This is a genomic window from Psychrobacter sp. M9-54-1 (genome assembly GCF_016613355.1).
GTDB lineage: Bacteria > Pseudomonadota > Gammaproteobacteria > Pseudomonadales > Moraxellaceae > Psychrobacter > Psychrobacter faecalis.
On sequence record NZ_JADGFW010000006.1, the window covers coordinates 83,092 to 108,216 of the forward strand.

The 25,125-nt window shown below is 43.7% G+C and carries 22 protein-coding genes; 8 read left to right on the forward strand and 14 right to left on the reverse strand.

Features of this window, described 5'->3' with window-relative positions; all coding sequences use genetic code 11:
• Positions 1-241: 241 nt before the first annotated feature.
• The gene (locus tag IQ457_RS03815) at positions 242-1,072 is read left to right on the forward strand and encodes an ion transporter (protein ID WP_191689982.1); all 831 of its coding nucleotides are present in this window, start codon (positions 242-244) and stop codon (positions 1,070-1,072) included.
• Here IQ457_RS03815 and IQ457_RS03820 read toward each other — a convergent pair.
• Positions 1,069-2,370 (reverse strand): ABC1 kinase family protein, encoded by a 1,302-nt coding sequence (locus IQ457_RS03820; RefSeq protein ID WP_200662155.1) that lies wholly within the window; start codon positions 2,368-2,370, stop codon positions 1,069-1,071. The two genes, IQ457_RS03815 and IQ457_RS03820, sit on opposite strands and share 4 nt — an antisense overlap.
• Positions 2,371-2,537: 167 nt before the next feature.
• Positions 2,538-3,071, reverse strand: coding sequence for a type II 3-dehydroquinate dehydratase (gene aroQ / locus IQ457_RS03825; RefSeq protein ID WP_068405182.1), 534 nt, complete (start codon positions 3,069-3,071; stop codon positions 2,538-2,540).
• A 510-nt stretch (positions 3,072-3,581) separates the two neighbouring features.
• Here aroQ and IQ457_RS03830 point away from each other — a divergent pair.
• Together IQ457_RS03830 and IQ457_RS03835 are read left to right on the forward strand one after the other, a co-directional pair.
• On the forward strand, positions 3,582-3,797 hold the full coding sequence (locus IQ457_RS03830) for a cold-shock protein (protein WP_068405185.1): 216 nt from the start codon (positions 3,582-3,584) through the stop codon (positions 3,795-3,797).
• 188 nt (positions 3,798-3,985) lie between these two features.
• Complete coding sequence (locus tag IQ457_RS03835) at positions 3,986-5,173, forward strand: DEAD/DEAH box helicase (protein ID WP_197488872.1); 1,188 nt, start codon at positions 3,986-3,988, stop codon at positions 5,171-5,173.
• Positions 5,174-5,281: 108 nt separating this feature from the next.
• Here the strand turns inward: IQ457_RS03835 and IQ457_RS03840 are convergent, their stop codons facing one another.
• The 8 genes from IQ457_RS03840 to ilvA form a co-directional block, all read right to left on the reverse strand.
• A complete protein-coding gene (locus IQ457_RS03840) occupies positions 5,282-6,253 on the reverse strand; it encodes a sulfite exporter TauE/SafE family protein (protein ID WP_200662156.1) in 972 nt (323 codons plus the stop codon).
• 169 nt (positions 6,254-6,422) lie between these two features.
• Entirely contained in the window at positions 6,423-6,662 is a 240-nt protein-coding gene (ccoS, locus tag IQ457_RS03845; protein WP_068405191.1) for a cbb3-type cytochrome oxidase assembly protein CcoS, read from the reverse strand.
• Positions 6,663-6,810: 148 nt separating this feature from the next.
• Complete coding sequence (locus tag IQ457_RS03850; RefSeq protein WP_200662157.1) at positions 6,811-7,587, reverse strand: YdcF family protein; 777 nt, start codon at positions 7,585-7,587, stop codon at positions 6,811-6,813.
• On the reverse strand, positions 7,577-8,725 hold the full coding sequence (murB, locus tag IQ457_RS03855) for a UDP-N-acetylmuramate dehydrogenase (RefSeq protein WP_200662158.1): 1,149 nt from the start codon (positions 8,723-8,725) through the stop codon (positions 7,577-7,579). Before murB ends, IQ457_RS03850 begins: the two co-directional genes overlap by 11 nt.
• Before the next feature lie 143 nt (positions 8,726-8,868).
• Positions 8,869-9,366: a low molecular weight protein-tyrosine-phosphatase gene (locus tag IQ457_RS03860; RefSeq protein WP_102077558.1), complete on the reverse strand. Its 498-nt coding sequence runs from the start codon at positions 9,364-9,366 to the stop codon at positions 8,869-8,871.
• A 191-nt stretch (positions 9,367-9,557) separates the two neighbouring features.
• Positions 9,558-9,998, reverse strand: coding sequence for an RNA-binding S4 domain-containing protein (locus IQ457_RS03865; RefSeq protein WP_200662159.1), 441 nt, complete (start codon positions 9,996-9,998; stop codon positions 9,558-9,560).
• A gap of 176 nt (positions 9,999-10,174) precedes the next feature.
• Positions 10,175-10,507 carry an excalibur calcium-binding domain-containing protein gene (locus IQ457_RS13695; RefSeq protein ID WP_200662160.1) on the reverse strand — a complete coding sequence of 111 codons (333 nt, stop codon included), beginning with the start codon at positions 10,505-10,507 and terminating at the stop codon, positions 10,175-10,177.
• A 202-nt stretch (positions 10,508-10,709) separates the two neighbouring features.
• On the reverse strand, positions 10,710-12,263 hold the full coding sequence (gene ilvA / locus IQ457_RS03875; RefSeq protein ID WP_200662161.1) for a threonine ammonia-lyase, biosynthetic: 1,554 nt from the start codon (positions 12,261-12,263) through the stop codon (positions 10,710-10,712).
• Positions 12,264-12,624: 361 nt separating this feature from the next.
• On the opposite strand from ilvA, the gene rpiA reads away from it, so the two are divergent.
• Positions 12,625-13,284, forward strand: coding sequence for a ribose-5-phosphate isomerase RpiA (gene rpiA, locus IQ457_RS03880; protein WP_068405199.1), 660 nt, complete (start codon positions 12,625-12,627; stop codon positions 13,282-13,284).
• Between the two features lie 138 nt (positions 13,285-13,422).
• Here the strand turns inward: rpiA and argF are convergent, their stop codons facing one another.
• The 3 genes from argF to dnaB all read right to left on the reverse strand — a co-directional run bounded on the left by argF (position 13,423) and on the right by dnaB (position 17,270).
• A complete protein-coding gene (gene argF, locus IQ457_RS03885; protein WP_144296248.1) occupies positions 13,423-14,346 on the reverse strand; it encodes an ornithine carbamoyltransferase in 924 nt (307 codons plus the stop codon).
• A gap of 207 nt (positions 14,347-14,553) precedes the next feature.
• Positions 14,554-15,678, reverse strand: coding sequence for an alanine racemase (gene alr / locus IQ457_RS03890; protein WP_200662162.1), 1,125 nt, complete (start codon positions 15,676-15,678; stop codon positions 14,554-14,556).
• Positions 15,679-15,866: 188 nt separating this feature from the next.
• Positions 15,867-17,270: a replicative DNA helicase gene (dnaB, locus tag IQ457_RS03895; RefSeq protein WP_068405205.1), complete on the reverse strand. Its 1,404-nt coding sequence runs from the start codon at positions 17,268-17,270 to the stop codon at positions 15,867-15,869.
• A 359-nt stretch (positions 17,271-17,629) separates the two neighbouring features.
• Here dnaB and pdxA point away from each other — a divergent pair, with 359 nt between their 5' ends.
• The 4 genes from pdxA to IQ457_RS03915 all read left to right on the forward strand — a co-directional run bounded on the left by pdxA (position 17,630) and on the right by IQ457_RS03915 (position 21,937).
• A complete protein-coding gene (gene pdxA, locus IQ457_RS03900) occupies positions 17,630-18,721 on the forward strand; it encodes a 4-hydroxythreonine-4-phosphate dehydrogenase PdxA (protein ID WP_200662163.1) in 1,092 nt (363 codons plus the stop codon).
• 358 nt (positions 18,722-19,079) lie between these two features.
• On the forward strand, positions 19,080-19,721 hold the full coding sequence (locus IQ457_RS03905; RefSeq protein ID WP_068405208.1) for a hypothetical protein: 642 nt from the start codon (positions 19,080-19,082) through the stop codon (positions 19,719-19,721).
• 450 nt (positions 19,722-20,171) lie between these two features.
• Positions 20,172-21,035: a 16S rRNA (adenine(1518)-N(6)/adenine(1519)-N(6))-dimethyltransferase RsmA gene (gene rsmA, locus IQ457_RS03910; RefSeq protein ID WP_173239967.1), complete on the forward strand. Its 864-nt coding sequence runs from the start codon at positions 20,172-20,174 to the stop codon at positions 21,033-21,035.
• A 44-nt stretch (positions 21,036-21,079) separates the two neighbouring features.
• A complete protein-coding gene (locus tag IQ457_RS03915; protein WP_193032302.1) occupies positions 21,080-21,937 on the forward strand; it encodes a symmetrical bis(5'-nucleosyl)-tetraphosphatase in 858 nt (285 codons plus the stop codon).
• Between the two features lie 186 nt (positions 21,938-22,123).
• Here the strand turns inward: IQ457_RS03915 and IQ457_RS03920 are convergent, their stop codons facing one another.
• Positions 22,124-24,565, reverse strand: coding sequence for a site-specific recombinase (locus IQ457_RS03920; RefSeq protein WP_200662164.1), 2,442 nt, complete (start codon positions 24,563-24,565; stop codon positions 22,124-22,126).
• Positions 24,566-25,125: the final 560 nt, after the last annotated feature.

Sequence of the window (25,125 nt, forward strand, 5' to 3'; positions counted from 1 at the left end):
TAATAGAGTGTAATAGACCTATCGGCAAGTTAACGATATGTATGTCGTTTGGCGCACTTTTTTGCTACACTGCTATCTTCTTTGTTTTGAGCGGCTACTGTCTGAGACTATGAAAACCGCTAGTAAAATATTGGCAGTATTATAAACCACTTTAGCGCATTTTGACCAACCTTAGCTTGCCCATATCAGCTTAAAGCGTTCGGTTTTTTATAACCATTGATTTTGTGACTATACCGACTTTATGAAACAACCAACCGCCGAAGCCATTACCCATTTGCGTAACCGCATTCATATCATTATCGAAGGCACGGATACCCGTTTGGGTAAGCTGTTTGATATCGTATTGTTGATTACGATTTTGGCCAGTGTTGCCGTGGTAATGCTCGATAGTGTGCTATATATGCGTTTGCAATATGGTACGCTATTTCGTTATGCAGAATGGTTTTTTACCATTTTATTTACCATTGAGTATATTTTAAGGTGGTTTTCGGCGCCCAATCGCTTTCGTTATGCGTTTAGTTTCTTTGGCATCGTAGATTTACTGTCAGTATTACCCAGCTATTTAAGCCTTGTATTTGGCGGTGTGCAGTATCTGCTCGTCATTCGCATCCTGCGTATCTTACGGGTATTTCGGGTACTCAAGCTCAATACCTACATGCAGCAAGCGGGCTTTCTTGCCTCAGCACTTAAAACCAGCCAACAGAAAATCACGGTATTTTTCTTATCACTCGTTTTGCTAGTGACTATTTTTGGTTCAGTTGTCTATGTGGTAGAAGGGCCGGAAAATGGTTTTACCAGTATTCCTATCTCTATTTATTGGGCAGTGGTGACGGTTACGACCACGGGCTATGGTGATATGTCACCGAAAACGCCAATCGGCCAAGCAATTGCATCGATGGTGATGATCACCGGTTATGCGATTATTGCTGTGCCGACAGGTATTTTTACCGCCGAGCTGGCACGTAACATGCGCCCACAGCTAAACCCGATTGCCTGTCCAAACTGTGGCAAATTCGGTCACGCCGTAGGAGCGGATTTCTGCGATCGCTGCGGTCATGCGCTCCATGTTTAGTAGTCTATATATTCTGCAACCAGCGGCGATAAGTCGATAACCACGCCTAGATTGACCAAATTCCAATACTGACCTGAAATGGTACGGTCAAGCATCATCGTCGTTGCTGATGGCTGAAACTGACCAAAATACTTTAACGAGGTGCGCATTTGGGCAATGGCTTCATGATGGGTTTGGCTGCTGCCAAAATCAAAAGGGCATTGCTGATAAGGTTCTATGGATAAGGGTTTAAGTCCAATCTCTAACCACTCTTTATAAAATTCACCCGGCACGACTTTATCATCATCGCGGCGGATATCAAGGGCAATCAAGTCTTGCTCAAGCGCGGTCACATCGCCTTTTAAGGCATGCTTAGCAAAGCGGCGAAATAATTGTACTTCGCTGTCACTATAACTGCGGATACCACCAAAATCATAAGCGACAACGCTACCATCGGTGCGAAAGGCAAAGTTGCCAGGGTGGGGGTCGCAGTGCATACGATATAAACCAAATAGCTGTCCGGCGCTAAAATGAAACAGGCGCTTAGCGATTTTTTGCTTAACGTCGTTATCCCATGTCGCAGCGACGGTAAGCGGCTCACCCATCTCTTCGGTCAAGGTCAAAATGCGCTTGGATGAATGGCTACTGATCACTTTAGGGATAATTAGCCCTTCATCATCGGCATGAAAGGCGCCAAATACCTGTAGATTGTGCGCCTCTTTAACGTAGTCGAGCTCGTCATGCAAACTTTGGCGAATCTCATTAAACAGCTGCTCTTGTAACTGCTTACTCATATTGAGGACGCCAGCTATTTTTAGCGCCATGCGTACTTGTTTTAGATCGCTATCGCAGTTTTCATCAACATCAGGATACTGCACCTTTACCACCACCCTTTGTCCAGACAGCAAAACCGCTCTGTGCACTTGGCCGATTGACGCCGCGGCAAATGGCGCTTCTTCAAATTGGGTAAACAACTCAGCAATAGGCGCTTTTAATTCACGCTCAACTTGCGCGCGTATTTGTCCATAAGGCATCGGCGGCGCGTCTTTTTGGAGTTTTTCTAAAGCGGTCGCCACTTCAGGCGGAAACACGTCTTTATATTGGGAGGCGATTTGACCCACTTTCATCACCGCGCCTTTCATTTCACCAAGCGTTTCAGCGATTTGCACACCGACGTCTTGCATCAGCGCTGAGCGCGCTTCTAGACGTTTTTCTTCGTCACTTGAGAGGTGCTTTAATGAGTTTTTAGCAGCTTTACCGGCGATACTTGCGGTCATGCCAGCGAGTTTCATAAAGCGTTTTCCGGACGATTTTGCCATTCATATCACCATATCGTGGGTTGTTTTTCATGCGCTAATATTATTACTTTCATCATATCATTGCTGTTTGACTAATGTGCCAAAAGCAACTTGATCGCAACTTTAATGCTAGTAGTCTTGTGCTTATTTGACGTTTTCTTCATATAGATAAAGTCATAATCTCTACGTTAACCGTCTAATTTTAAAGCATAAGTATGGGTTAGCCAATAATCCAATGCCATCTGATAACCCAAATGTCCGAGACCGCAAATCACGCCGACGGCTATATCGCTTAAATACGAATGCTGCCGAAACGGCTCACGAGCATGAACATTGGATAAATGCACCTCTATAAAGGGTTTTTGTGTTGCCAATAGCGCATCGCGTATCGCCACTGAGGTATGGGTAAAAGCAGCAGGATTGATAATAATTGCATCTACTTGTACAGCGGTTTCTGCTAAAAGACCATAATATTGAATCTCATCGACCAGTTTGCCCTCATGGTTTGATTGGATACAAATCAGCTCGATACCGTATTTGGCGGCACGCTCGATCAAGTTTTTCTCAATATCAGCAAGGGTCGTATGGCCATAGATTTCTGGCTCACGTTTACCAAGTAGGTTAAGATTAACGCCATTGATCAGCAATAATTTGTGCGTCAACGTCTTATCATTTTGTTGTAGATTGCTATTTGCTTTTATTGGCTGAGAAGTGGTTGTCATAGTTATAGTTGGCTCTACAATTATTAAGGTAAGTGGGTTGCTATTATTAAAAATAAGCGGCGCCGTACTTTTATGACGGTGCTTTTTTGAAATTTTAAGAAAGAAAATACATCAAATATACGATGTTTTAGACCTTTATCATAACAGTTTGTCAGCATGGTTATAAAAATAACCGCAAAAACTGCCATAAGGGCTAAAAATCATATGAAAAGTCTTTATGTTGCCAAAAACCCATGCTATGATATTTTTTACGCAACAAATATTACTTGTTTGTTGCTAGCACTGATATAAGCAAATAATATAATGCTTAGAGTATTTTGATAGCTGCTTATGTTGGTGAGGATGAATTTACTATACGCTGATTCATAAAGAGAGTAATAACAGGCTTTATGAGGCGATGATGGTATGTAAAGTAGTACTCTTACATTTTGATTTCATAATCTTCAACCCCGTTTATATGCAATGTCGCAAAGGAATTTGGGGTTAAGTGACTTTTTAGGAAGTAATATTATGTCAGCTCGTGAGCAAGGTATCGTTAAGTGGTTTAATGACTCAAAAGGCTTTGGTTTCATTCAACGTGATAGCGGCGAAGATATTTTTGTCCATTTCCGCGCGATCCAGGGTGATGGTTATCGCTCTTTAAAAGATGGCGAAAAAGTCGAGTTCAGTGTGGTTGAAGGCGAAAAAGGCCTGCAAGCTGAAGAAGTCAGAAAAGTAGAAGAGTAATCGCTACCGACATTAATGCCGTTTGGCTATAATGTCGTTACAAACTACTGATATACTACTAAGTCAAGCCCGTCTGTCTTGCCTATGTTGAATAAAACGCAGCATATTTGGTAAGTTTAGATGTTAGGCTTGGCTTTTTTATGCATGCTTGTTTTATTGTTTGTCTGCTTAGCGCAGATATGCTATTAATGGCAGGCAAATTATACAAAAGGATATTTTTTTTGAGTACTTTTAAGACGTTTACCGATTTGCCGTTATCAAGTGCCACTTTGCGAGCTGTAAATGATTTAGGCTTTACTGAATTGACACCCATTCAAGCACAGATATTACCGCATACATTGGCAAATCAAGACGCTATCGGACAGGCGCAAACCGGTACTGGCAAGACGGCAACGTTTTTATTGACTATTATGGAAGCACTGCTTAAGCGCCCCTTTGCTGCCGATGAAAAACGCTATTTGGGCGAGCCAAGAGCCGTTGTTATGGCGCCAACGCGTGAGCTTGCCCAGCAGATATTTGATGACTGTATTGCTCTGACCAAATATACTTCGCTTCACAGCGTTTGTATCATGGGTGGTACCAATTATGAAACTCAGCAGCATGAGCTTGAGCGCCAATATGTCGATATCTTAATTGCCACTCCAGGGCGTTTGATTGACTTGATGCACAAGGGCATGGTTTATCTCGATCGCGTGGAAGTGTTGGTGTTAGATGAAGCAGATCGTATGCTCGATATGGGTTTTATCCCAGATATCAAACGCTTGGTTGGTCGTATGCCGCCCAATACCGATCGTCAAAGCTTGCTGTTTTCTGCCACCTTTAACCAAGATGTGATGAATCTTGCCTATCGCTGGTTACATGAGCCAGAATTTGTAGAGATTGAGCCTGAGCATAAAACCAGTGAATTGGTCGATCAGCATTTTTACTTATTAACCGAAGATCAAAAGCTCGCTGCGGTCGAGCGTTTCATCACTGATGAGACAGTAGAGAAGGTGATAATTTTTGCCAACCGTAAAGACCAAGTGAAGCGTTTGTATCATAAGCTGCGTCAAGCGCATAAAATCGTCATGTTATCAGGAGATGTGATTCAGCAAAAGCGTGAAAAATATCTGCAACGCTTTAAAGATGGTCATGCTTCTGTGTTGGTGGCAACTGATGTGGCAGGACGCGGCATTCATGTGGATGATGTCAGCCATGTGATTAATTATACCTTGCCAGATCAGCCAGATGATTACGTACACCGTATTGGTCGTACGGGACGCGCCGGACAAACCGGTATCAGTATCAGCTTTGTCAGCGAAGACGATGCTTTTAATATCCCAGCGCTAGAGAAGCATTTGGATACCAAGTTTCGTCTTCAACAGTGGCAGGAATGATTTTATTAAAACAACTTTTATTTTGATAAATATTGCTGCATAAAAAAGCCCTTAACGTCATCATGATGTTAAGGGCTTTTTTATAGGGTCATGATATTTTTTATGCTGCTATTGAGCAGTTTCTGGCATAGCTTCATGAGGATGGCTATTCATTTGCTGCTCATCTGTCATATTATGCATATTGTGATTCATAGCGTTATCTGCATTACCTGTATCATGTGGCATATCATGCATTGAGCCATTCATAGCGGGCGTCATCTCGTGCTGCATGTTGTTCATATTATGATGGGCGGTGGTCGCTGTTATCGCTTCAGAGGAAGTATTGCTATCGGCCATCATAGCGGCGTGGCTGCCATGATTCATTTGAGCATGCTCACCATGTCCATTACCGCCGCCGTGGCCACCATGCATGCTAGCCATTATCATAGGAACAAAAGCAACCGCTAAGCCAGATAACACCATGATAGCGCCATTAATTTGTCTTAAACGCATACGGCCAATTTTTTCACGTAGCCAACCGACCGTTTCGTGGGTAGCCACTAACATCGGTACAGTTCCTAAACCAAAGACAAACATCAATGCCGCACCACCCAGTGGGTTATGAGCAACGACAGCGATAAGTAGCGCACCATAAACCAAGCCGCAAGGTAAAAAACCCCATAATAACCCTGCCGCTAAAGCACGCGGAAAGGTATTAAGTGGAAATACTTTTTGGCGAAGCGGACTAAGGAATTGCCAAAAACGCATGCCGACGCGCTCAAGTTTGGCTAAAAATGGCGCGCCAAGCATGGTGACGCCCACAAAGACCAATACCAAACCTAATAAGATACGAGGCATACTGTTGCCCGTCATCAACGGCTCTAAAACAGTGGTGCCAACAAGTCCAGCAACCAAGCCCAAAAATGCGTAACTGCTTAAACGTCCGAAATGATAGGTCGCTATCAAAGCACGGCGCTTAGCAGGGCTGACATCTTTCATCGATAAACTAAATGCCGCGACCAAACCGCCACACATGCCTAAGCAATGCGGTGAACCTAAAAATCCCATTAGTAATGCCGCAACGATTAAAGCTGTGGTCATGGGGGTTTCTCCTAAAAATGGTAAAGGGTGAGCCTGCTTTTATCCTTGCCCTAAAGAAATGATAAAAACAGTCAGGTATAAATGAGATATAAAAGGCTAAAGGATTGAGTTTTATTGATAGATATTTGCTTTATTAAGACGATATCGGTAAAAGGTGAATCGGTAGCACTCAATCGTCGATTCTGTTGGAGTCTGCTGGATCATTGGTTTGCGGCGCTTGAGGGGTATTCTCGTTAGGCTCATGGGCTTGAATGGTTTGGCGACGCTCTTGTCGATCATCCAAGATAATGCGCTGCGATGCATTATCTAAATCTTCAAATTGGTTTGATCGAACCGCATAGCGTATTGCCCAGATAGCGACCACGAACAGCATTAAACTTAAAGGAATTAATAAAAATATACTGAGCATGGCAAACCTCTTTCATAGCAGTTTCTTATATTATACACTTATTGCAAGTGTTATAAATGTTCTATAAAGTTCAAAAATAAGACAGTGGATAATGGGGCAATAGTAGGTACCTAATGTTATTAAAACTAAAACAGTAAATGCCAGCTGGCTATTGCTCAGTAGGGTTTTTAGCGACATTACCCCTTGGGGTTAATAGTTGCTGCGAGGTCACATCGTTGGCATCACGACAGTTTGTTTGCGGACGAATGACATCACGTAAGTAAGCGGCAACTTCATAAACTGCCCGCCGCGAATGGCTTAAGTTTTGCGCTGGTTCCATCCAATCACGGCGTACCGGTAAGGGCGCATTAATTGGCGTACTATTAATGCCATTTAAAGCAAACTGTCTGCGCGCGCGCGCCATGTGATAGCTGTCGGTGATAAGGTACACATGATACAGAGGAATGCGCTTGGCAGTAAAACGCGCATTTTCACAGGTATTCATACTGGCGTTTTCGCTGATAAGCCCATCAATCCCATGGTCAATAAGCCACTGACCAAGCCAAGGCGCTTCGGCGCCGCTCAGGACAATAGGTAGCGGCAAGTCATGATAAGCGGTTGCCGCTGTATGAGCGCGATTAAGGCTATAACTATTGAGAATAGTTTGATTGTTATTGTCATTGGTCAAGCCGCCGCCCAACACCACATAAGCGGTCGGCGGAGAACTCATGGCGGCAGGTGGCATCTTTGGTAAGGGTAAATGTGCTAAGAGATAAACCACCGCTTGCGAAAATAGCGGGGTAAACAAACTGATAAGAACGAGAATGACGGCCGTTGAGCCAAGCAAAAAAGTGGCGTTAATAATACGAAACAGCTTTATCATACGCTCAGCTGAACGTAAGTAAGAGCGCCATAAGCGCTTGGACCATGATCGCTTAGACCACATGCTCATCAAATCCAATAGAGCCGTCAGCATTTACCCAAACCGGCTCGCGCGCCAATTCAATCGCAAACTTCTCATAGACAATGTCAGCGATATGCTGCTGCGCTTTTGCCACATCCGCTTGCGTCGCTTGATATGGGCTGTGATTAGTCAACACTAACGCTTGCTGCTGATGGGTGAGTATTGGCGCTAACCCATGCCCCTTTAGACCAGCCTGTTCAATTAACCAGCCAGCTGCCACCTTAACCATGGCATCGGGCATTGGATAGCCAACGATGGTAGGATGGATGGCTTTTAGCGCTATAAATTGCGCTTGAGGAATAATAGGATTTTGAAAAAAGCTGCCGCAATTGGGTAGCTGCTTAGGGTCGGGCAGCTTCTGCTGGCGAATATCTATAATCGCTTGCATGACATCAGCAGGATTGGGCTGGCTGCGTCCTCGCTGCTCGGCATAGCGCTGCGCGACCGTCTGCACATCGCCGTAGCTGGCAAGGATTTTGCTGGGATCGGTATGCAGACGAAAACCAACGCGCGTAATCAGCCAAGTATTGGGCGTACGCTTAAAGAGGCTGTCGCGGTAGCCAAACTCGCAGTCTGCTGCTGTTAGCTGATGCCAAGTTTGGGTTGGCAGATGATAAGCACGCACGTATTCTAGGCTGTCTTCTAATTGCACACCGTAAGCGCCGATATTTTGTACCGGCGCCGCGCCAGTCAAACCTGGTATCAGTGCCAGATTTTCAAGGCCATACCAACCTTGAGCAACCGTATGCATGACCAAGTCGTGCCAATTTTCACCAGCCATCACTTCGATATCGACATAACTGTCTGTCTGCGCTGTCACCCTAATACCGCGCATCTGTGGCCGCAAGACAATCGCATTTAGCTGTGCGGGCAATAAAACGTTACTGCCGCCCGAGAGCACAAACAACGGCTTAGTAGGTGCTGCCTCTTTTTCATAATTTGCCATAAAGGCATCAAGCTGTGCCTCATCCGTTAGTGTGACGACCACATCCGCTACAGATGCTAATGCCATGGTATTGCTATGCGACAAATCGACTAAATTATCCTGCGATATATTCACTGCAAGATTGGTTGATGTCGCAGGTTGAGCACTGAAATTATGGCGTAAAGCTGAGGTCATAACATAGCCTATAGGGCAAATAAACAAAAAATCATGCGGTGTTTATTATAAAGGATGAGCGGCATAAAAGTAGCAGAAATATAGCACTTTATCGCTAACTATTATTGAGTGTGGTTAAACATTTAGCGCTAAGAACTATTAAACTAAGCAGTTTTCCAACTTTCAATCCAAGCTTGTGAACTGGATTCAATACGTTCAATCACTTCTTCGAAAGCATCGGCGTCCCCTTGATAAGGGTCTGGTACATCGTCGCCGCCGTAAGTTGGGTCTTCTTCACTAAATAATGCCAGTTTGGCAAGCTTGCCATCTGTATCGCTGATACTGTCTTTTATGGCTTGTAGGTCAGCTAAGTTTTGCGCATCCATCGCCAAAATTAAATCAAACTTACGAAAATCATCAGCGCTCACTTGACGCGCGACCAGCTTATTGATGTTATAACCATGGGCTTTGGCGTGGCGCTGTGCCCGCTCATCTGGCGCATGACCAATATGCCAGTCTCCCGTACCTGCTGAATCCACTTTCATCGCCAGCCCTGCAATCGCTGCTTGCTGACGGAAAATCTCTTCGGCGGTCGGTGAACGGCAAATATTCCCCAAACAAACCACTAGAACAGAGGAAGGAGTAGACGCTTTGATTGGCATATAATGACCTTTTATCACAACAAAAAAACATGCCATCAAGACCAGCATAATAATGCGGTTGCTTAGCATGTTATCGAATAAATGAATTGGTGGTTAGCGTAACGGTTAATACCTTGAATGGCAAGAGCAGAGGTAAACAATAGGGTCACGCTAGGCAATAAATAATAGAATACTGCTGTTACTGGCAGCCTTTATTCTTGCTTGTTTTTAAAGCGTTGTAAATCACGACGCTCTTTTTTATTGGGTTTATTATCAGGGCGGGCAAGATTGGCCAGTTTGCGCTGTTCGGCATAGTAGGCGCGACGCTCTTCGCTTTCTTCAGTCTCAGAATACAGCGCTTGGGCGGCACTTGCATTACCACGTTGGGCGCTTAGTGCTTCGACAATCACAGTTTTTTCAGTCATGGCGGTGGCTAAGCCTTGGCGAATACTAAGCTCATCTCCGACAGCAATCTCTTTACTGGTTTTGACACGGCTCCCTGCATAATGGACGCGACCGCTTTCGATGGCTTCTTTGGCAAGGGTGCGGGTGCGATAAAAGCGTGCGGCCCATAACCATTTATCAAGCCGCATACGCACGGCATCCGGTTGGCTGTGGCTCGGCTGATTGTGGTTTTTATTATGTTTACTCATCAAAACCTCATAAATATCAATAAACTAAGATAATAATGGTGGTTTTTTTGGGAATTAAAAGAGTAATAAGTGATTAAAGTTTTTCAAAATGGGTTTTTATGGTGAATAAGTAAAATAAATTAACCATTGTTATGACGGTCTTGTATTGCATGAATAGGAAGTCTAGAACTTAAAAATCAATGACACCACTGTTTTTCACAAGGAATGCCGTCATTATTACCATCCATTTTTGTATTAGGACAGTGCTGTATAAAGTAAGTCGCTTCTGCGCATGAGGTCATCTGAGAACAATGTCGCCTGCCATCACACGCAAAGCTTGGCGCTACCGCTGATTGCGCTGTTAGTACTGGCTGTGACGTTACAGCTGGATTTGCTACTGAGCTTGAGGTTGAACTTGCCTCTAAATCCACATACGTTGGCGGGATATCATTCAAATCAGCCGCGGTAAAAGCAGGAACTGAAGTATCAGCCGTAACATGATTGCTAGTTGTGGTTTTAGGTTGCAGCATCTTATAACCCACGAGACCTAAAACTAGCAATAATATAAACATCAGTATCTTTTGAGTCACGGCTTATCACCTAATAATAGTCGCTGCAAATGAGTAAATACTGTCAGTAAGTGATCATTATTCATTTATCAGAGCCAGCTTTTTAATCGCTAAAAGACCGACCTGATAAATGAAAGATTACCTATGCTGTACTATATGGTGATTACTTTAAAAACAATTGATAGCCAATATTGTCATTGAGCATGGTGCAGTCATAACCAATATCAAGAAGCGCATCTTGTAGCTGGCGAGAGTTACCCTCAGAGGCTTGCAAGCCAACCAACACGCGACCTTCAGCAGCACCATGATTGCGATAATGGAATAAGGTAATATTAAAGTCATCGCCCAATTTTTCTAAAAAGGTCAATAAGGCGCCCGGCCGTTCTGGGAATACTACGCTTAATAATTGCTCATTTTCGACATGGGCATGACCGCCAATCAAATGACGAATATGAGATTTGGCGATGTCATCATCGGTTAAATCATGCGCTTCATAGCCATCGGCTGCCAATTGGTTGCTAATCGTTTGACGCTCTTTCTCACCTTCTTTTAAGGCGATACCGACAAAAATAGACGCAGGTTCCATAGAGTCGGGTGATTTTTTGCTATCGGCACGATAGTTAAACTCGGTGATATTACGGCCATGTAGACTGCGGCAAAAGTTTAAAAACGCGCCCGTTTGCTCAGGAATCGTTACGCCAAAGATGGCTTCTTTTTTCTCACCAATCTCCGTACGCTCGGCGATATAGCGCAAGCGATCAAAGTTCATATTGGCACCGCAGATGATACCAACGCAGTTTTTCCCTTGTAAATTGTTGGCTTCAATATATTTTTTCATGCCTGCAACGGACAAAGCACCAGCAGGCTCAACGATACTACGGTTTTCTTCAAAGATATCTTTCACCGCCGCGCAGACTTCATCATTGGTACAAGTAACCACGTCAGTCTCGACTAAAGGACCTGATGCATCGCCCTTTTGCATACGCACGATATCAAAAGGCAGCTCGCCAATTTGAGCAACGGCGACACCATCAACAAACAGTCCAACTTGTTTGAGTTTAACGCGTTCATTCGCTTCAAGCGCCGCTTTTAGTGAAGCTGATTGTTCCGCTTCGACGGCGATGACTTTGACATGCGGCGCCACTTCACCTAAAAATGCTGCCACACCAGAAATCAAACCACCACCGCCTACGGCAACGAAGACATAATCCATGTTGCGCCATTGCTGGGTCAATTCCAGACCAATAGTGCCTTGCCCTGCAATCACCAATTCATCATCATATGGCGGGATAAAGGTTAAACCCTCGGTCTCAGCACGATTAATTGCATAACGGTTGGCTTCATCAAAGCTGTCGCCATGCAAATCGACATTACCGCCAAGCGCGCGTACCGCATCGACTTTGATATCCGGTGTGGTGGTTGGCATCACAATGATGTTATTCAAGGCAAGCTTACGGGCAGAGTAGGCAACACCTTGCGCATGATTACCTGCCGAAGCACAAATAACGCCGCGTGCTTTTTGCGCATCGCTCAATTGGCTAATACGGTTATAAGCACCGCGCAACTTAAAGGATTTAACCGGTTGCAAATCTTCGCGCTTAAATCGAATATCATTAGCAAAACGTTGGGTCAGCTTCGGTGCAGCTTCAAGTGGTGTTTGAATGGCGACGTCATAGACGGTGGCTTGCAAGATGGCTCGTACCCAATGTGACAGCATAATGTTTCCTAAACAAAGTGAAGATGAATAAAAGAAGTGCAAATGGTTATAAATTGGTATTTAATAATAAACAGCAATAAACCAGTAAAGATAAGCACAAAAACGAAATAGATTAGCCTATGCTGATTTTCACTATCTTGCAAGACACAATTGCAAATTTCGTCGAGAGTTTATTAAAGTTTAAATGCTCATTTATGAATACATTAAAGTAAGTATGCGTAATGAGAGGGTTCAATGAGTATTTAGAATAGGTTTTACGCTAACATCGCTTAGAGCCATCGGTTATAATAAGCGCGCCCTTTACTTCCTTTATCATTTTAGCTCTTTTAGAGTAAGACGTTTATTTTTCCAAGGATTTATGATGAGTGATCAGCAAGCACAAAAGCAAGCCGCAGCCAAAGCTGCCCTCCGCTATATCGAAGATGACATGATACTTGGCGTAGGGACAGGCAGTACGGTAAATTGTTTGATTGAGTTATTGCCGACGTTAAGGCTTGCTGGCGCGGTCGCAAGCTCACAGGTCACCGAAGATAAACTACGCGCCTTGGGTATCGACATCGTCGATTTAAACTTTGCCGGTCAGCTTGATGTCTATATCGATGGCGCTGACGAGGTAAATGAACATTTGCAATTGATTAAAGGGGGTGGCGGTGCGCTCACACGTGAAAAAATCGTCGCTGCGGCTTCCAACAAGTTTGTCTGTATGGTTGATGAAAGCAAAAGTGTGCAATGCTTAGGGCGCGAATTTCCCGTACCGATAGAAGTACTGCCACAAGCGCGCTCGTATGTAGCAAGGCAATTAGCCCGTTTGGGCGGTGAGCCGGTTTATCGTGAAGATTTTGTCACCGATTATGGTAATGTGATTTTAGACACCTATGATTTGGATGTCAGTAATCCATTGGCGTTCGAACAAGAGTTAAATAATATCGTTGGCGTGGTCTGTAATGGTATTTTTGCTGCCAATCAAGCCGATGTGCTGCTTAGAGCGGGCAGTGATGGCGTGACCACTTTGACGCGTTAATGCATTAACTTATCGCTAAATAAAGTCATAAACAATAAAAAGGCAGCGCATTAAAATATGCGCTGCCTTTTTCGTATCTGTTCATCTGCTGCTTGCTGGTTTAGCAAAATATCACGATATGTTTTTAATAACCTATTTTTAGGCAGGTAGCTTAATTTTGTCTTTTAATAAAAACTCCATCAAGGCTTTTTGCGCATGTAAGCGGTTTTCCGCTTCGTCCCAGACCACTGAGCGCGGGTCATCGAGCATATCGTGAGAGATTTCTTCGCCGCGATGCGCAGGTAAGCAGTGCATAAATACCACTTCGGGGTCAGCTTTATCAAGCAGTGATGGCGTGACTTGATAGGGCGCAAAACGGCGTGCGCGAGTATTTTGCTCAGACTCTTGCCCCATGCTTGCCCAGACATCGGTGACGATTAAGTTTGAATCTTTTGCCGCATCTTGCACATCTTCGACCAAGCTCACGCAATGTGAGAAGCGCTCCATCAGCTCAGGATCAGGCTCGAAGCCATAAGGGGCAGCAACACGCAGCTCAAAGCCAAACTGATTGGCCGCTTGCATGTAAGAGGCACACATATTGTTGCCATCGCCAACCCAAGTGACGATTTTGTTTTCGATACTGCCGCGATGCTCATAATACGTTTGCATATCAGCAAGCAGCTGGCAGGGATGAAATTCGTCAGTCAGGGCGTTAATGATAGGCACACTTGAGTATTCGGCAAAGGTTTCAACTTTTTCGTGCCCAAAGGTACGAATCATAATGATATCGACCATGCTTGAGATAACGCGCGCCGAATCTTCTAGCGGCTCACCGCGCCCAAGCTGCGTGTCATTTGGCGACAAAAAGATAGCGCTGCCGCCAAACTGTCCCATACCCGTCTCAAATGAGATACGTGTGCGAGTGGATGATTTCTCAAATATCATGCCAAGCGTCCGCCCAACGAAGGGCTGATATATCTCGCCGGCATGTTGCATTTTGCGTAATTCACAAGCGCGTTTGATGAGGTTTTCTAGTTCTTGTTTGGTTAAATCAGATAGGGTCAAAAAATGGCGCAAACTCATAGTAATCCTAGCAGTCGATCACAATCGATGAAAAATCGATAAAAATGTTACGTTGTCAGTCAGTAATCATATCGCGTCAGTGCGTATACTGTGGTGACAACAAACTTTTAGTATAGCGCAATTGGGCTTAATGTAAATGTTCAATTTGCCATGATTTGGCGCTGTCTCTTTTATCTGGCAAACTGTCATGATGTTCATATCTAACGATTAGGATTCTGTTATGTTTCGAGTTGGGCGCGCGCTTAGGCGGCATAGCAGCTCATAGCTAATGGTTTCAGCATGGGCGGCGACTTCATCGACGTGCGGCGCGTCACCCCACAGTAATACTTTACTATTTAACGCCACGCTGTTTGGCACAGCGCTGACGTCAATGACAATCATATCCATGGCAACGCGTCCGATGACCGCACATGGGTAGCTTTGGTTGTTGGTCTCATCAATGACGCAAACATAGGCATCAGCACTCACCACGCGTGGATAGCCGTCACCATAACCGATGCTGACTAACGCTGTTTTGGTATCTTGCATCGCAGTCCAGCGGCTGCCATAACCAATGCCGTCACCTGCGTTGACTGTTTGTAGCGCGATGATTTGGGCGCTAAATTCCATTGCTGGCTGTAAGTCCAAATCACGCGCACTTTTATCAGTGACAGGCGTACTACCGTAAAGCATGATGCCCGGACGTACCCAATCGTGATGATGCTCGGGGAAATTGACGATACCTGCTGAGTTGCACAATGAGCCTTTTACATCGCTGCTCACCGTTTCTCGTAACGTCTGTAGCATGTCGTTAAAGCGCTGGATTTGAATGGCATTTAGAGGATGAGCGCGGTCGTCGGCATTGGCAAAGTGAGTGGTTAAAATCAGCTTATAACCGGCTTTATGCAAACGTTTGGCTGCTGGAATCAGCGTTTGGTCATTAAAGCCTAAGCGGTTCATGCCAGTATTATATTTTAGCCAAACCACTCGAGTGGCGCTGGTAGTCGGTGGGGTTTTTTCTAATGCCCACATTAATTGCGGCTCATGATGAATCACGCAGCTGATATCATGCTCTATCGCTAGCTGCCATTCCTTGGCGGTAAATGCGCCTTCGATGAGACCAATGGTTTTATCCCAGCCAAGTTGTCGCGCTTCCAAGGCTTCTATCAAGGTTGCAACGCCGATACCATCAGCCTGTTGCTCGCCTTGTTGCAATGCTGGTAGAACTGCAGCGACGCCATGACCATAAGCATTGGCCTTGACCATAGCAAGGATTTTTGCCGTCGGTGCCAGTTTTTTAACTTGCGCCACATTATGAGTAATGGCGGCTGGTTTGATTGTGATAGTGCGCATAATTGCCTTCTTTATTGACAAAGTTATTTTTTTTAGTAAAACGATTTCATTAAACAAATGGTGTTATTAGTAATGGGGTAAAGCAATAAAGCCAGTGCGTCATCAATTTGGCTGATGACGCACTGGCTAGTTTTATTCATAGTCGTTTTAAAGTTAAAGCTTATTATATGTATTGTTTAGTCAGCCGATTATTCATCATTCTCAAAGCTGACGTTTTGATAGTATTCTGGTGTCAGGTTAATAAAGCGGGTAAATTGCCCTTCAAAGCCTAAGCGGACGGTGCCGATAGGGCCGTTACGCTGTTTACCGATGATGATTTCAGCCACACCTTTGTGGTCTGAGTTTTCATTATAAACCTCATCGCGATAAATAAACATAATCAAATCGGCATCCTGCTCAATCGCACCCGACTCACGCAAATCCGACATGATAGGGCGCTTATTTGGACGGTTTTCTAGACTGCGGTTAAGCTGGGACAGCGCAATAACCGGACATTCAAGCTCACGAGCCAAGGCTTTTAAACTACGAGAAATTTCCGAGATTTCGCCCACACGGTTGCCGTCAAGACTAGGTACTTTCATTAGCTGTAGGTAATCGACGACGATAGCGCCAAGTTTACCATCATGATTTTTAGCAATACGGCGACAGCGCGAACGCAGCTCAGAGGGCGGCAGGGCGGTACTGTCATCGATATATAAATGCTTAGATTGCAAATGCTGAATGGCATTCATCATTTTTGCCCATTCATCTTCATTCATTTGCCCAGAGCGCAAGTGCGTCTGATTAATCGCACCCCAAGACGACAGCAAACGCATGACGATGGACTCCGCTGGCATTTCCATCGAAAATACCACCACGGGCAAATCTTCATTAAATAAAACGCCTTCTGCCAAGTTCATAGCAAAGGTGGTTTTACCCATCGACGGACGCGCCGCCACAATGATTAAATCGCCGGCTTGTAAGCCTTGGGTTTTGTTGTTTAGCTCGACGAATGGCGTTTGTAAACCTATCATGCCGTCAGGATTAGACTTTAACTCTTGAATCTTATCAATGACATTGGTCAATACTGAGGTAATACCAACGGGGCCGCGTTGCTCTGCGCGTTTATTATGCTGCTCATTGATACTAAATATTTTTGCCTCAACATTGTCCAAGATATCGCTTACCGTTTGGTCTTTGGGATTATAGGCAAGGGTCAGCATGTCATTGCCCGTGGTAATGAGCTGACGTAAGGTCGACAGCTCACGCACGCGCTGTGCATAAGCAGTGAGGTTAAACAAAGTGGCAGGACTTTGGCTCAAAATATCGGCCAAATAGCTGTCACCGCCGGCACCTTTAAGCAGTTTCTGTGCTTCCAACCAATCATGCACCATGACCGTATCGTAAGGCTCGTTGACCGCTGCCAAATGCGCAATCGCATCAAAAATATACTGGTGACGCCCCGCATAAAAATCGTCTTTGGTGACGATATCTGCAATCTTATCGTATGCCTCTTCGATACTCATCAAAGACGCCAGTAAGGCCTTTTCAATATCAATATTGTGCGGCGGTGTCTGATTGAGTAAGTCGTCGGTTTTTTCGTTGTCTGCCATGGGTGCCCAGTGTCTTAAAAGTCAGTTTCAAAAGTCGGTATAAAATTAATTATATAAGAGTATAAATAGCTATGTGCTATCAGTATTTATTTTAGGAGTGATACCGTCACGCAAGCGCGGCATAGCTCTACGAGAGAAGTACCAAAAGGTGGTCTCAGCGCTTGCTGGTAAATGCTACAATGAAAGGCGAAAGTTTAACACATTCTAGCGTTTTTTCGGCTGCTATCAGTAATTATCTATAAAAATGCCATCTGCTATGATATAAAATTTACGCCGGCTTAGACCCTCTTAAACGCTCGTTTTCATAATAATAAATCCAATAAAAACACATTCTTAATATCAAACTAGGATATTTTACTATGCAAAAAAGACTACCATTATTAATCACAACCGGTGAGCCTGCTGGCATTGGTATGGATATCGTGCTGCTATTAGCAGCTGAGGGTAAATTGCACAATTTTAAGCGTCCAATCTGGGTTACTGCCGATAGCACCGCAATGCAAAAGCGCGCTGATATGCTGGTAACAGCAGGCGTGCTCCAAAACTGTCCGCTTTGGCAAATTGTCGATTTGGAAATAGAGGCCGATGAATTTTTAAATCAAATGTCACAGCAAATTATTGATGACAATGATGATAATGCGTTTATTTTGTTAAATACGCCTTGTGCTGAAGCCGTTGTCTGCGGAAAAATTAATACTCGCAATTCGGCCATGGTTGCCAAACAATTGGACATCGCCCATCAGTTAGCGACTAATAAAACAGTCGCTGCCATCGTCACAGGGCCATTGCAAAAATCTGCCTTAATAGATGCGGATATTAAACTGCTCGATGGCACCATGTTTAGCGGTCATACCGAGTTTTTTATGCAGCAAAGTGGCTGTGAGAAAGTCGTGATGATGCTCGCCAATCAAGCCATGAAAGTGGCGCTTGTTACCACGCATTTAGCATTAAAAGACATACCTGCGGCTATCACCGCTGATAATGTACGCCAAACGGTGCAAATTGTCATTGACGATATGCGCGAGAAGTTTGGCTTAACGCAGCCACGTATTTTGGTTTGCGGTCTCAATCCGCATGCGGGCGAGGGCGGGCATTTGGGCGTTGAAGAGATTGAGATTATCAATCCCGTATTGCGTGAGTTTATCGACGTAGGCGTCGATATATCAGAAGCAATGCCAGCGGATACCTTATTTACCCCAAGACATTTAGCCAACTGTGACGCGGTCATTGCTATGTATCATGACCAAGGTTTGCCGGTGCTCAAATCGCACGGCTTTGGCGATACAGTCAATCTTACCTTGGGGCTGCCCTATATTCGTACCTCAGTTGATCATGGTACGGCGCTTGATTTAGCAGGGCGCGGCGGCGCAAGTGCAACCAGCTTATACCAAGCACTCCTGATGGCTAATGAGATGGCAGATGAATCGCTTATTGATAGATCTCTTGCATAAGTCGGTACCTTAGCGGCATTTGTCACGCAGTACTGGGTAACTTTGTTGTGAATAACGGCTATTTATGAATCATCAAGCACGGTCTAATATAAGTGGTTCTATTATACCAGTCTGTTATAAGTGGTCTGTTAATAGGTTTGAAGGGTGAAATTGCTGGTTCCGCTAGGGTATACCCTGCTGTTAGATAGTTAAACGAAAGTTCAAATGAGTTTCGGTATGAATACGCTGAAACAAATATCGTTTGATTATTATCTTCCTTCGAGCTGGTTGAACAAAGTGTGCTAAGTTGATGTTTACAGTATTAAGAGAATAGGTAAAATTGTTAATCAATAGTTATACATTGTAGGAAATAAATCTAATGAACTTTTATGAACCTAATAGTGACGAATACTATCTTGAATCTGATGAGTGGGCTACAGATAGGCAAATGCTAGTAAAAGAGAATTGTGATTTACTTAAAGTAGAGCAAGCGAATCAATTTAATTTGGAGCATTTTTTTGTTAAAGGTAATAACGATATTAAACCTACACCTAATCAAAATTTTAATTATTTCACATTGCCTTATGAATTAGGAGATGAACTAGATAATGGCTTAGATGCTGGCGACATTTGCATGAAAATTATTGAAGAGAACTTGAAGGGTGATATTTTGATAGCATCAACGGATAGAGATAAATGTTGCTTTATACAATGCTCTACTGTAAACGAAAGTGTGATCTATCAATTAGGGCAGATTCATATAAACACGCCTTTTATTATTTTTGATAATACTCAAGATTTATTTCTATTAATTGATTTTGATTTACCGCTTCAAATTATTGGATATAAACACGATATTATAGATAGTCATGGGTATATTCGTGAAAATATTGGCGTTGAAGGTTGGCAAACAATATTTAGGAGATATGGAAGTTACGTGAACATGCCAATGTTTTTTAAACAGTATTATTACTTTCTTTTACCCGAAATTGTCAAAAGATATTTGGCTGACAAAAAGTAAATACGGTAGCGTATCTCAATTATCTAGATAAACCATTTAAAATCAGCTAAAGCCTATTTATGATAAAACCTGTTCGGTGCCTGTATAGCGCGCCGATCACGAATAGAATATATATGTTAAGTACACCGCGAAGTACACTGTGACTATCCCGGCGTGTCAAAATATTGATACCATTAGCCTACAGCCCAAGTTTCGAGTCCTCACTAGGGTACCATGCTTATTCTCATGATCGTCGTTATAATAAAGGATTTTAGAACAAAAATAAGGCACTGTGTCGGTTGTGCTAAGGTATGGGTAGTTTGCTAATAAAATTTCTCAAAAATACAGTGTAATTATGAGCTGTGCTATAATTTCGTATTACAAAGCCAGCAAATAAAAGCGCATATAAATCCAGCACATTGCTGCCATAGCGCTATAGTCCATTTATCTTTTATCGATTAAGACCTTTTTATGTCCAAAACTACGTTTGATGCTCAATCTATTTCTAACAGCCTACGCGCTGCCAAACACCAACCGCGTAAACGCTTTGGTCAAAACTTCTTACATGACCGTAGTGTTATACGTGAGATTGTTGAGAGCATTCGTTTAGAGCGTGACGATAATTTGGTCGAGATTGGACCCGGTATGGGCGCGCTAACAGAGCCGCTATTAGCAGAAGTCGATGCGATGACCGTGGTCGAGCTGGATCGTGATTTGGCAGATAGTTTGCGCATTCGTATTGGGGCTAATAGCCATCCAAACTTTACGATTATTAAAGACAATGCCATGCATGTTGATTATCGTGAACTGTATAGCCCTGAGCGCGGCAAGCTGCGCGTCGTAGGTAATCTACCTTATAATATTTCTACGCCGATACTCTTTCATTTGCTCAGTTATGCTGATGTCATTCAAGACATGCATTTTATGCTGCAAAAAGAAGTGGTTGAGCGTATCACCGCTGAAGTTGGCAGCAAAACCTATGGTCGTCTATCGGTCATCATGCAATATCATTGCGATACCGATTATTTATTGACCGTACCGCGCGGTGCCTTTAATCCGCCGCCAAAAGTCACCAGTGCGGTTTTTCGCTTGACGCCGCATATCAATAAACCAATCGTAGCAGAAGATGAGGAATATTTCGCACTTGTGGTACGCGAGACCTTTAACCATCGCCGTAAGACGCTACGCGCTATTTTTAAAAATTCTACATTATTGCCGACGCTGAGCGAAGCCGATTTCGCCGCTTGCGACATCGATCCACAAGCGCGTCCGGAAGTGTTAAGTGTGAAAGATTTTGTCAATTTAAGCAATCAAGCGCGTCACTTAGCCTCTTAATTTATTAGACGCTTAATTTATCAAACAAAAATGATAGAGGGTTTATGAGTTTTCGCCATCAATATGTCATCGGTGATTTGCAAGGTTGCTATGCGGCCTACCTGCAATTACTTGAAACTTTAGATTTTGACCCAGCGCAAGATAAGTTATGGTTTGCCGGCGACTTGGTGGCACGTGGTGAGGATTCGTTAAGTACCCTACGTCATGTCAAAGCACTATGCGAACAAGGGGCTGCGGCAACGGTATTGGGTAATCATGATATCAATTTAATTGCGGTTTGGCGCGGGGCAACAGCGCTCAAGAAAAAAGATAAGACCGCACCTATCTTTGCTGCCGATGATTGCGATGAATTGTTAGAATGGCTACGCCATCAGCCACTACTGGCTTATCCTGATGAGCAGACGGTATTGGTACATGCGGGTATCCCCCCGCATTGGACGATTAAGGCTGCGGCGAAATATGCACAGCAGTTAGAGGCCCAGCTAAAAGGCAGCTTAGAACAGCTTGATCGTTTATTGCCGAATCTATATAGCAAAACTGCCGATGAATGGCATGCAGACATTCATGGCTATACCAAAATGCGAGCAATTGCTAATTATTTCACCCGTATGCGCTTATGCAAACAAGATGGCACGCTCGAATTTGATTTTTCAGCAGGATTAGATGAGCCCATGCCAAAAGATTTTTTGCCTTGGTTTGAATGGCAAGTACCACGTGCACGCAAGATTTTATTTGGTCATTGGGCGGCGCTTAAAGCTGAGGTTGATTTACCGTATGCGCGTGCGCTTGATGGTGGCTGTGTTTGGGGTAATCATCTATTTGCTTATCGCTTGGGCGACGGCAAAGCCATCACCTCAAACACTCACTGTATAGCACCAACAGAAGAGCCAACAGAACAATAGTCATGCCACTTTATATGCTATAGTGAGTGAAAAGTAATATCGATATATCAGCAATACCGTAGCGTTTTTAGGTTATTTTGACTATATTGTCTGAGATAAAATCTGTAAAAAAATAATTTATCATTTAATTCGTAAATTAAACAAACCGTTAGTTAAGCTGCTATTTAAGCCACCAATACCGTCCCCTTAACTGGGTAGGTTTGGTGGTTTTTTTGGTTTAGGCAAGGGCGTTTTGGCATCGCCAGCAGCTTTACTATCAGGATTGCTGTCGTCGTCTTTATACGACTTATCGTATTGGATGTCATTACTATAAGGGACGCTATTTAGCTCCTCATCTATTAGTCCATCATCGAGGTCGATCGTTTTTTTGGCGCTTACTGGCTTAGTAGTACTGTGCGTTTCTCGACTTTTCAGCGCCGCGTCGGCATAGCTATCCGATATATTATTATTATAATCTATATCAGTAATAGCTTGCTCATTTTGCATGCTTTTTTGCTTAGATTTGGGTAGGATTTTGACGTCAGATAAACGGCGTACCACATAGTTATGCGGTATGGTCTGTCCGCCTTTATGGGGGCTGGTATCATCAAAAATCATATGACCTTGGCTGTCGATACGTGCGTACTTCATAGGTTTGTCACGTGGCCAAAAAAAGTCGGACGGGTGGGTCAGCATATGACTAAAAAGCTGCTTGGTTAAACGGCTCCATTCCATAAACTTGACTTCTTTAGAGCGCAGGGCGACAAACAATGCCAGCGAGAAACTGACCATGAGGTTGACCATACCGATAAGGGCAACGCCCAAAATAGAGATGAAAAAAACCGTCCAATCCCATTGATTGGCAGGTATGTGAAATAGCCCATGCGCCAGATTCGCCGAGGCAAAAGCGATATGACGTATGTCAATCGGTAAGCCAAATATAAAACCTATGGTAGCCGTACTGCCTAAGAACACCCCGAATAAAAAGTTGCCCATAATGGCGCCGAGATTGGCTTCGATAAAGCCGCCTAAACGCTGAAGCCAAGCTTTGGGTAATAAGTATTGCAAAAGCTTATGACGCTGAATACGGGCGCCGATTTGGTTATAAACCGCCAAATTATCATAGTAACCCGCGATAAGACCGGCTAAAAATAAATACACGCCAGCGATAGCCGCATGAGGAAGCGCTAAGGAATGAAAAGGGTCAAGGTCATGCAATAAGTGTGCGGCCTTGTCAGTATTGATCATCGGAGTACCAGTATACTGTAACCACGCAAACGAGATAATCAGGGCAACAGGTATGGCTAACATAACGTTACCCATAATCGCGACAAACTGGGTACGTAAAATATCGACCACCAACTCTGATAACTTGTTTAATTGGTGCGATTTCTTACCAGAACCGTCAGAGATGGTAGAGGCGATTGCCGCCGCTGTCATAGCCGGCTGTTTGGTAGCGACTGTACCGTGGACAATATGAATAAATACAAAGCCTAAACCATAAATCATACTATTGATAAAGGCGCGTCCCATCGGCGCCAGCGCCAGATGGTACGCCAATATCTTAGTAGTCGCCATAAAAGCAATGATAAAGCCACCGATAGAGGCTTTTTTAAACATCTTCTGATAACCAGATTTATCGGTACTAATATAATGCTCACCAACGCGGCTGGCGTTTTCGGTGACTTTACGCGACAGCAGCTTGGTATTATTATCAATCAGATAGCCAATACTATAGCGGCGGCTAGCGGTGGTAATCAGCGCTTGAATAAGCTCAATAATAGCCTGATCACGCTTATCGTAGTTGTCTGCTACCAGCTCAGTTAAAATACGCATCCGTTGTAAGCTTTGATCCAAACGCAGCATCATGTTGGTTAGACGAATAGAAATACCAGTTTTATAGATACGTTTACGGATAGTGGCAACGATATCTTCACATTGCTCAATCATCACTAGTAATGGCGCAGGATCGACCGCTTTGTCAGGGATAATATCGGTCAGAGTATCAAGCTCATGCGCTTCTCGGTATTGATTGACGTAGAGGACAGCTTCTTGATTTTGTGCCACAAATGACGCCGAGTAATTGAGCATTTGCGGATAAAATTCCATCAAATCTGGATGCAAGCCGATGCCGCTAATCCGATACGATAAAATGATAATCGCGTTCAAGATACTGTTTTTTGCCGTTGCGACCAAGTTTAAATGCTGCTCATTGACCTTGAGTAGGCCGACCATCTCATCCCATTTGTCTTTGTCAATATTGGCAAGCCAGCGCTCATCAGAGCGTCTGTCAAACAAATAACCGACCAATTCTATGACAGAATCTTCTTGTGGCAGCAGGGGTAAAAAACGATGACCGATAAGGCGGCGCAGACTATTAAAAAAGCCTTGATCCGACATGATGCCCGTATCGGTATATAACGCAATTTGGCGATATTCAATGATGAGTTTTAAAACGAAGCTTGACAGTCCATCGGCATATTCTGGATGCTGACGTAAAATATCAATCAAATCTTGCATCTTTTGATTGGCCAATGCCGGCTCTTTGTCGCTGACACGTAGCTCATCGATTAAGCGCTTGAGTACCGCAGGATCTGGCACATCACTTAAGGCAGTAATCTGTTGTAAAATGTGTTTTATTTCTGACACATTGCATCCCTTATGGTAGTTATTTCAATCATTGTTATTATTGAGTATGGGCAAGGAGATATTTTTTTTAGCAAATGCTGTGTTTATCAATATTGCAATAAGTGAGGGGAGTTTTTGAGTGTTAATTTTTAGCGTGCCAAGGCATCACTTTACTGTTTAAAACTAAAAAACCCTTGTTAAAGTTAGGGCGTGTCCTCAATTCAAGCGCTTGTATCCAAAGGGGCTAAAAATGGCTAAATTTTGTCAAACATCGTCAAATAGCTGACTAATATCTCGATATTATTTGCGCTATTTTCCTCGTTTGACGGCAATTTATCTCATTTTTATCACCATTTTTAAAATGAGGACACGCCTTAATAAGCTTAGCTCTGCGTTATTTTAATCGTAACCATCTCTCGGCGCTTAATTATTTTGTTAGCAGTTATTCTGACCTTTACTATGCTGATTTCTCTTCTTTCTTTGATTCGTCTAATTTCTTTAATGGCTGCCACAATATTTTGGCAAAAAAAGGGACAGTAGCGTGACTGTCCCTTTTATCGTTGTACGGTATGGCTTACTTT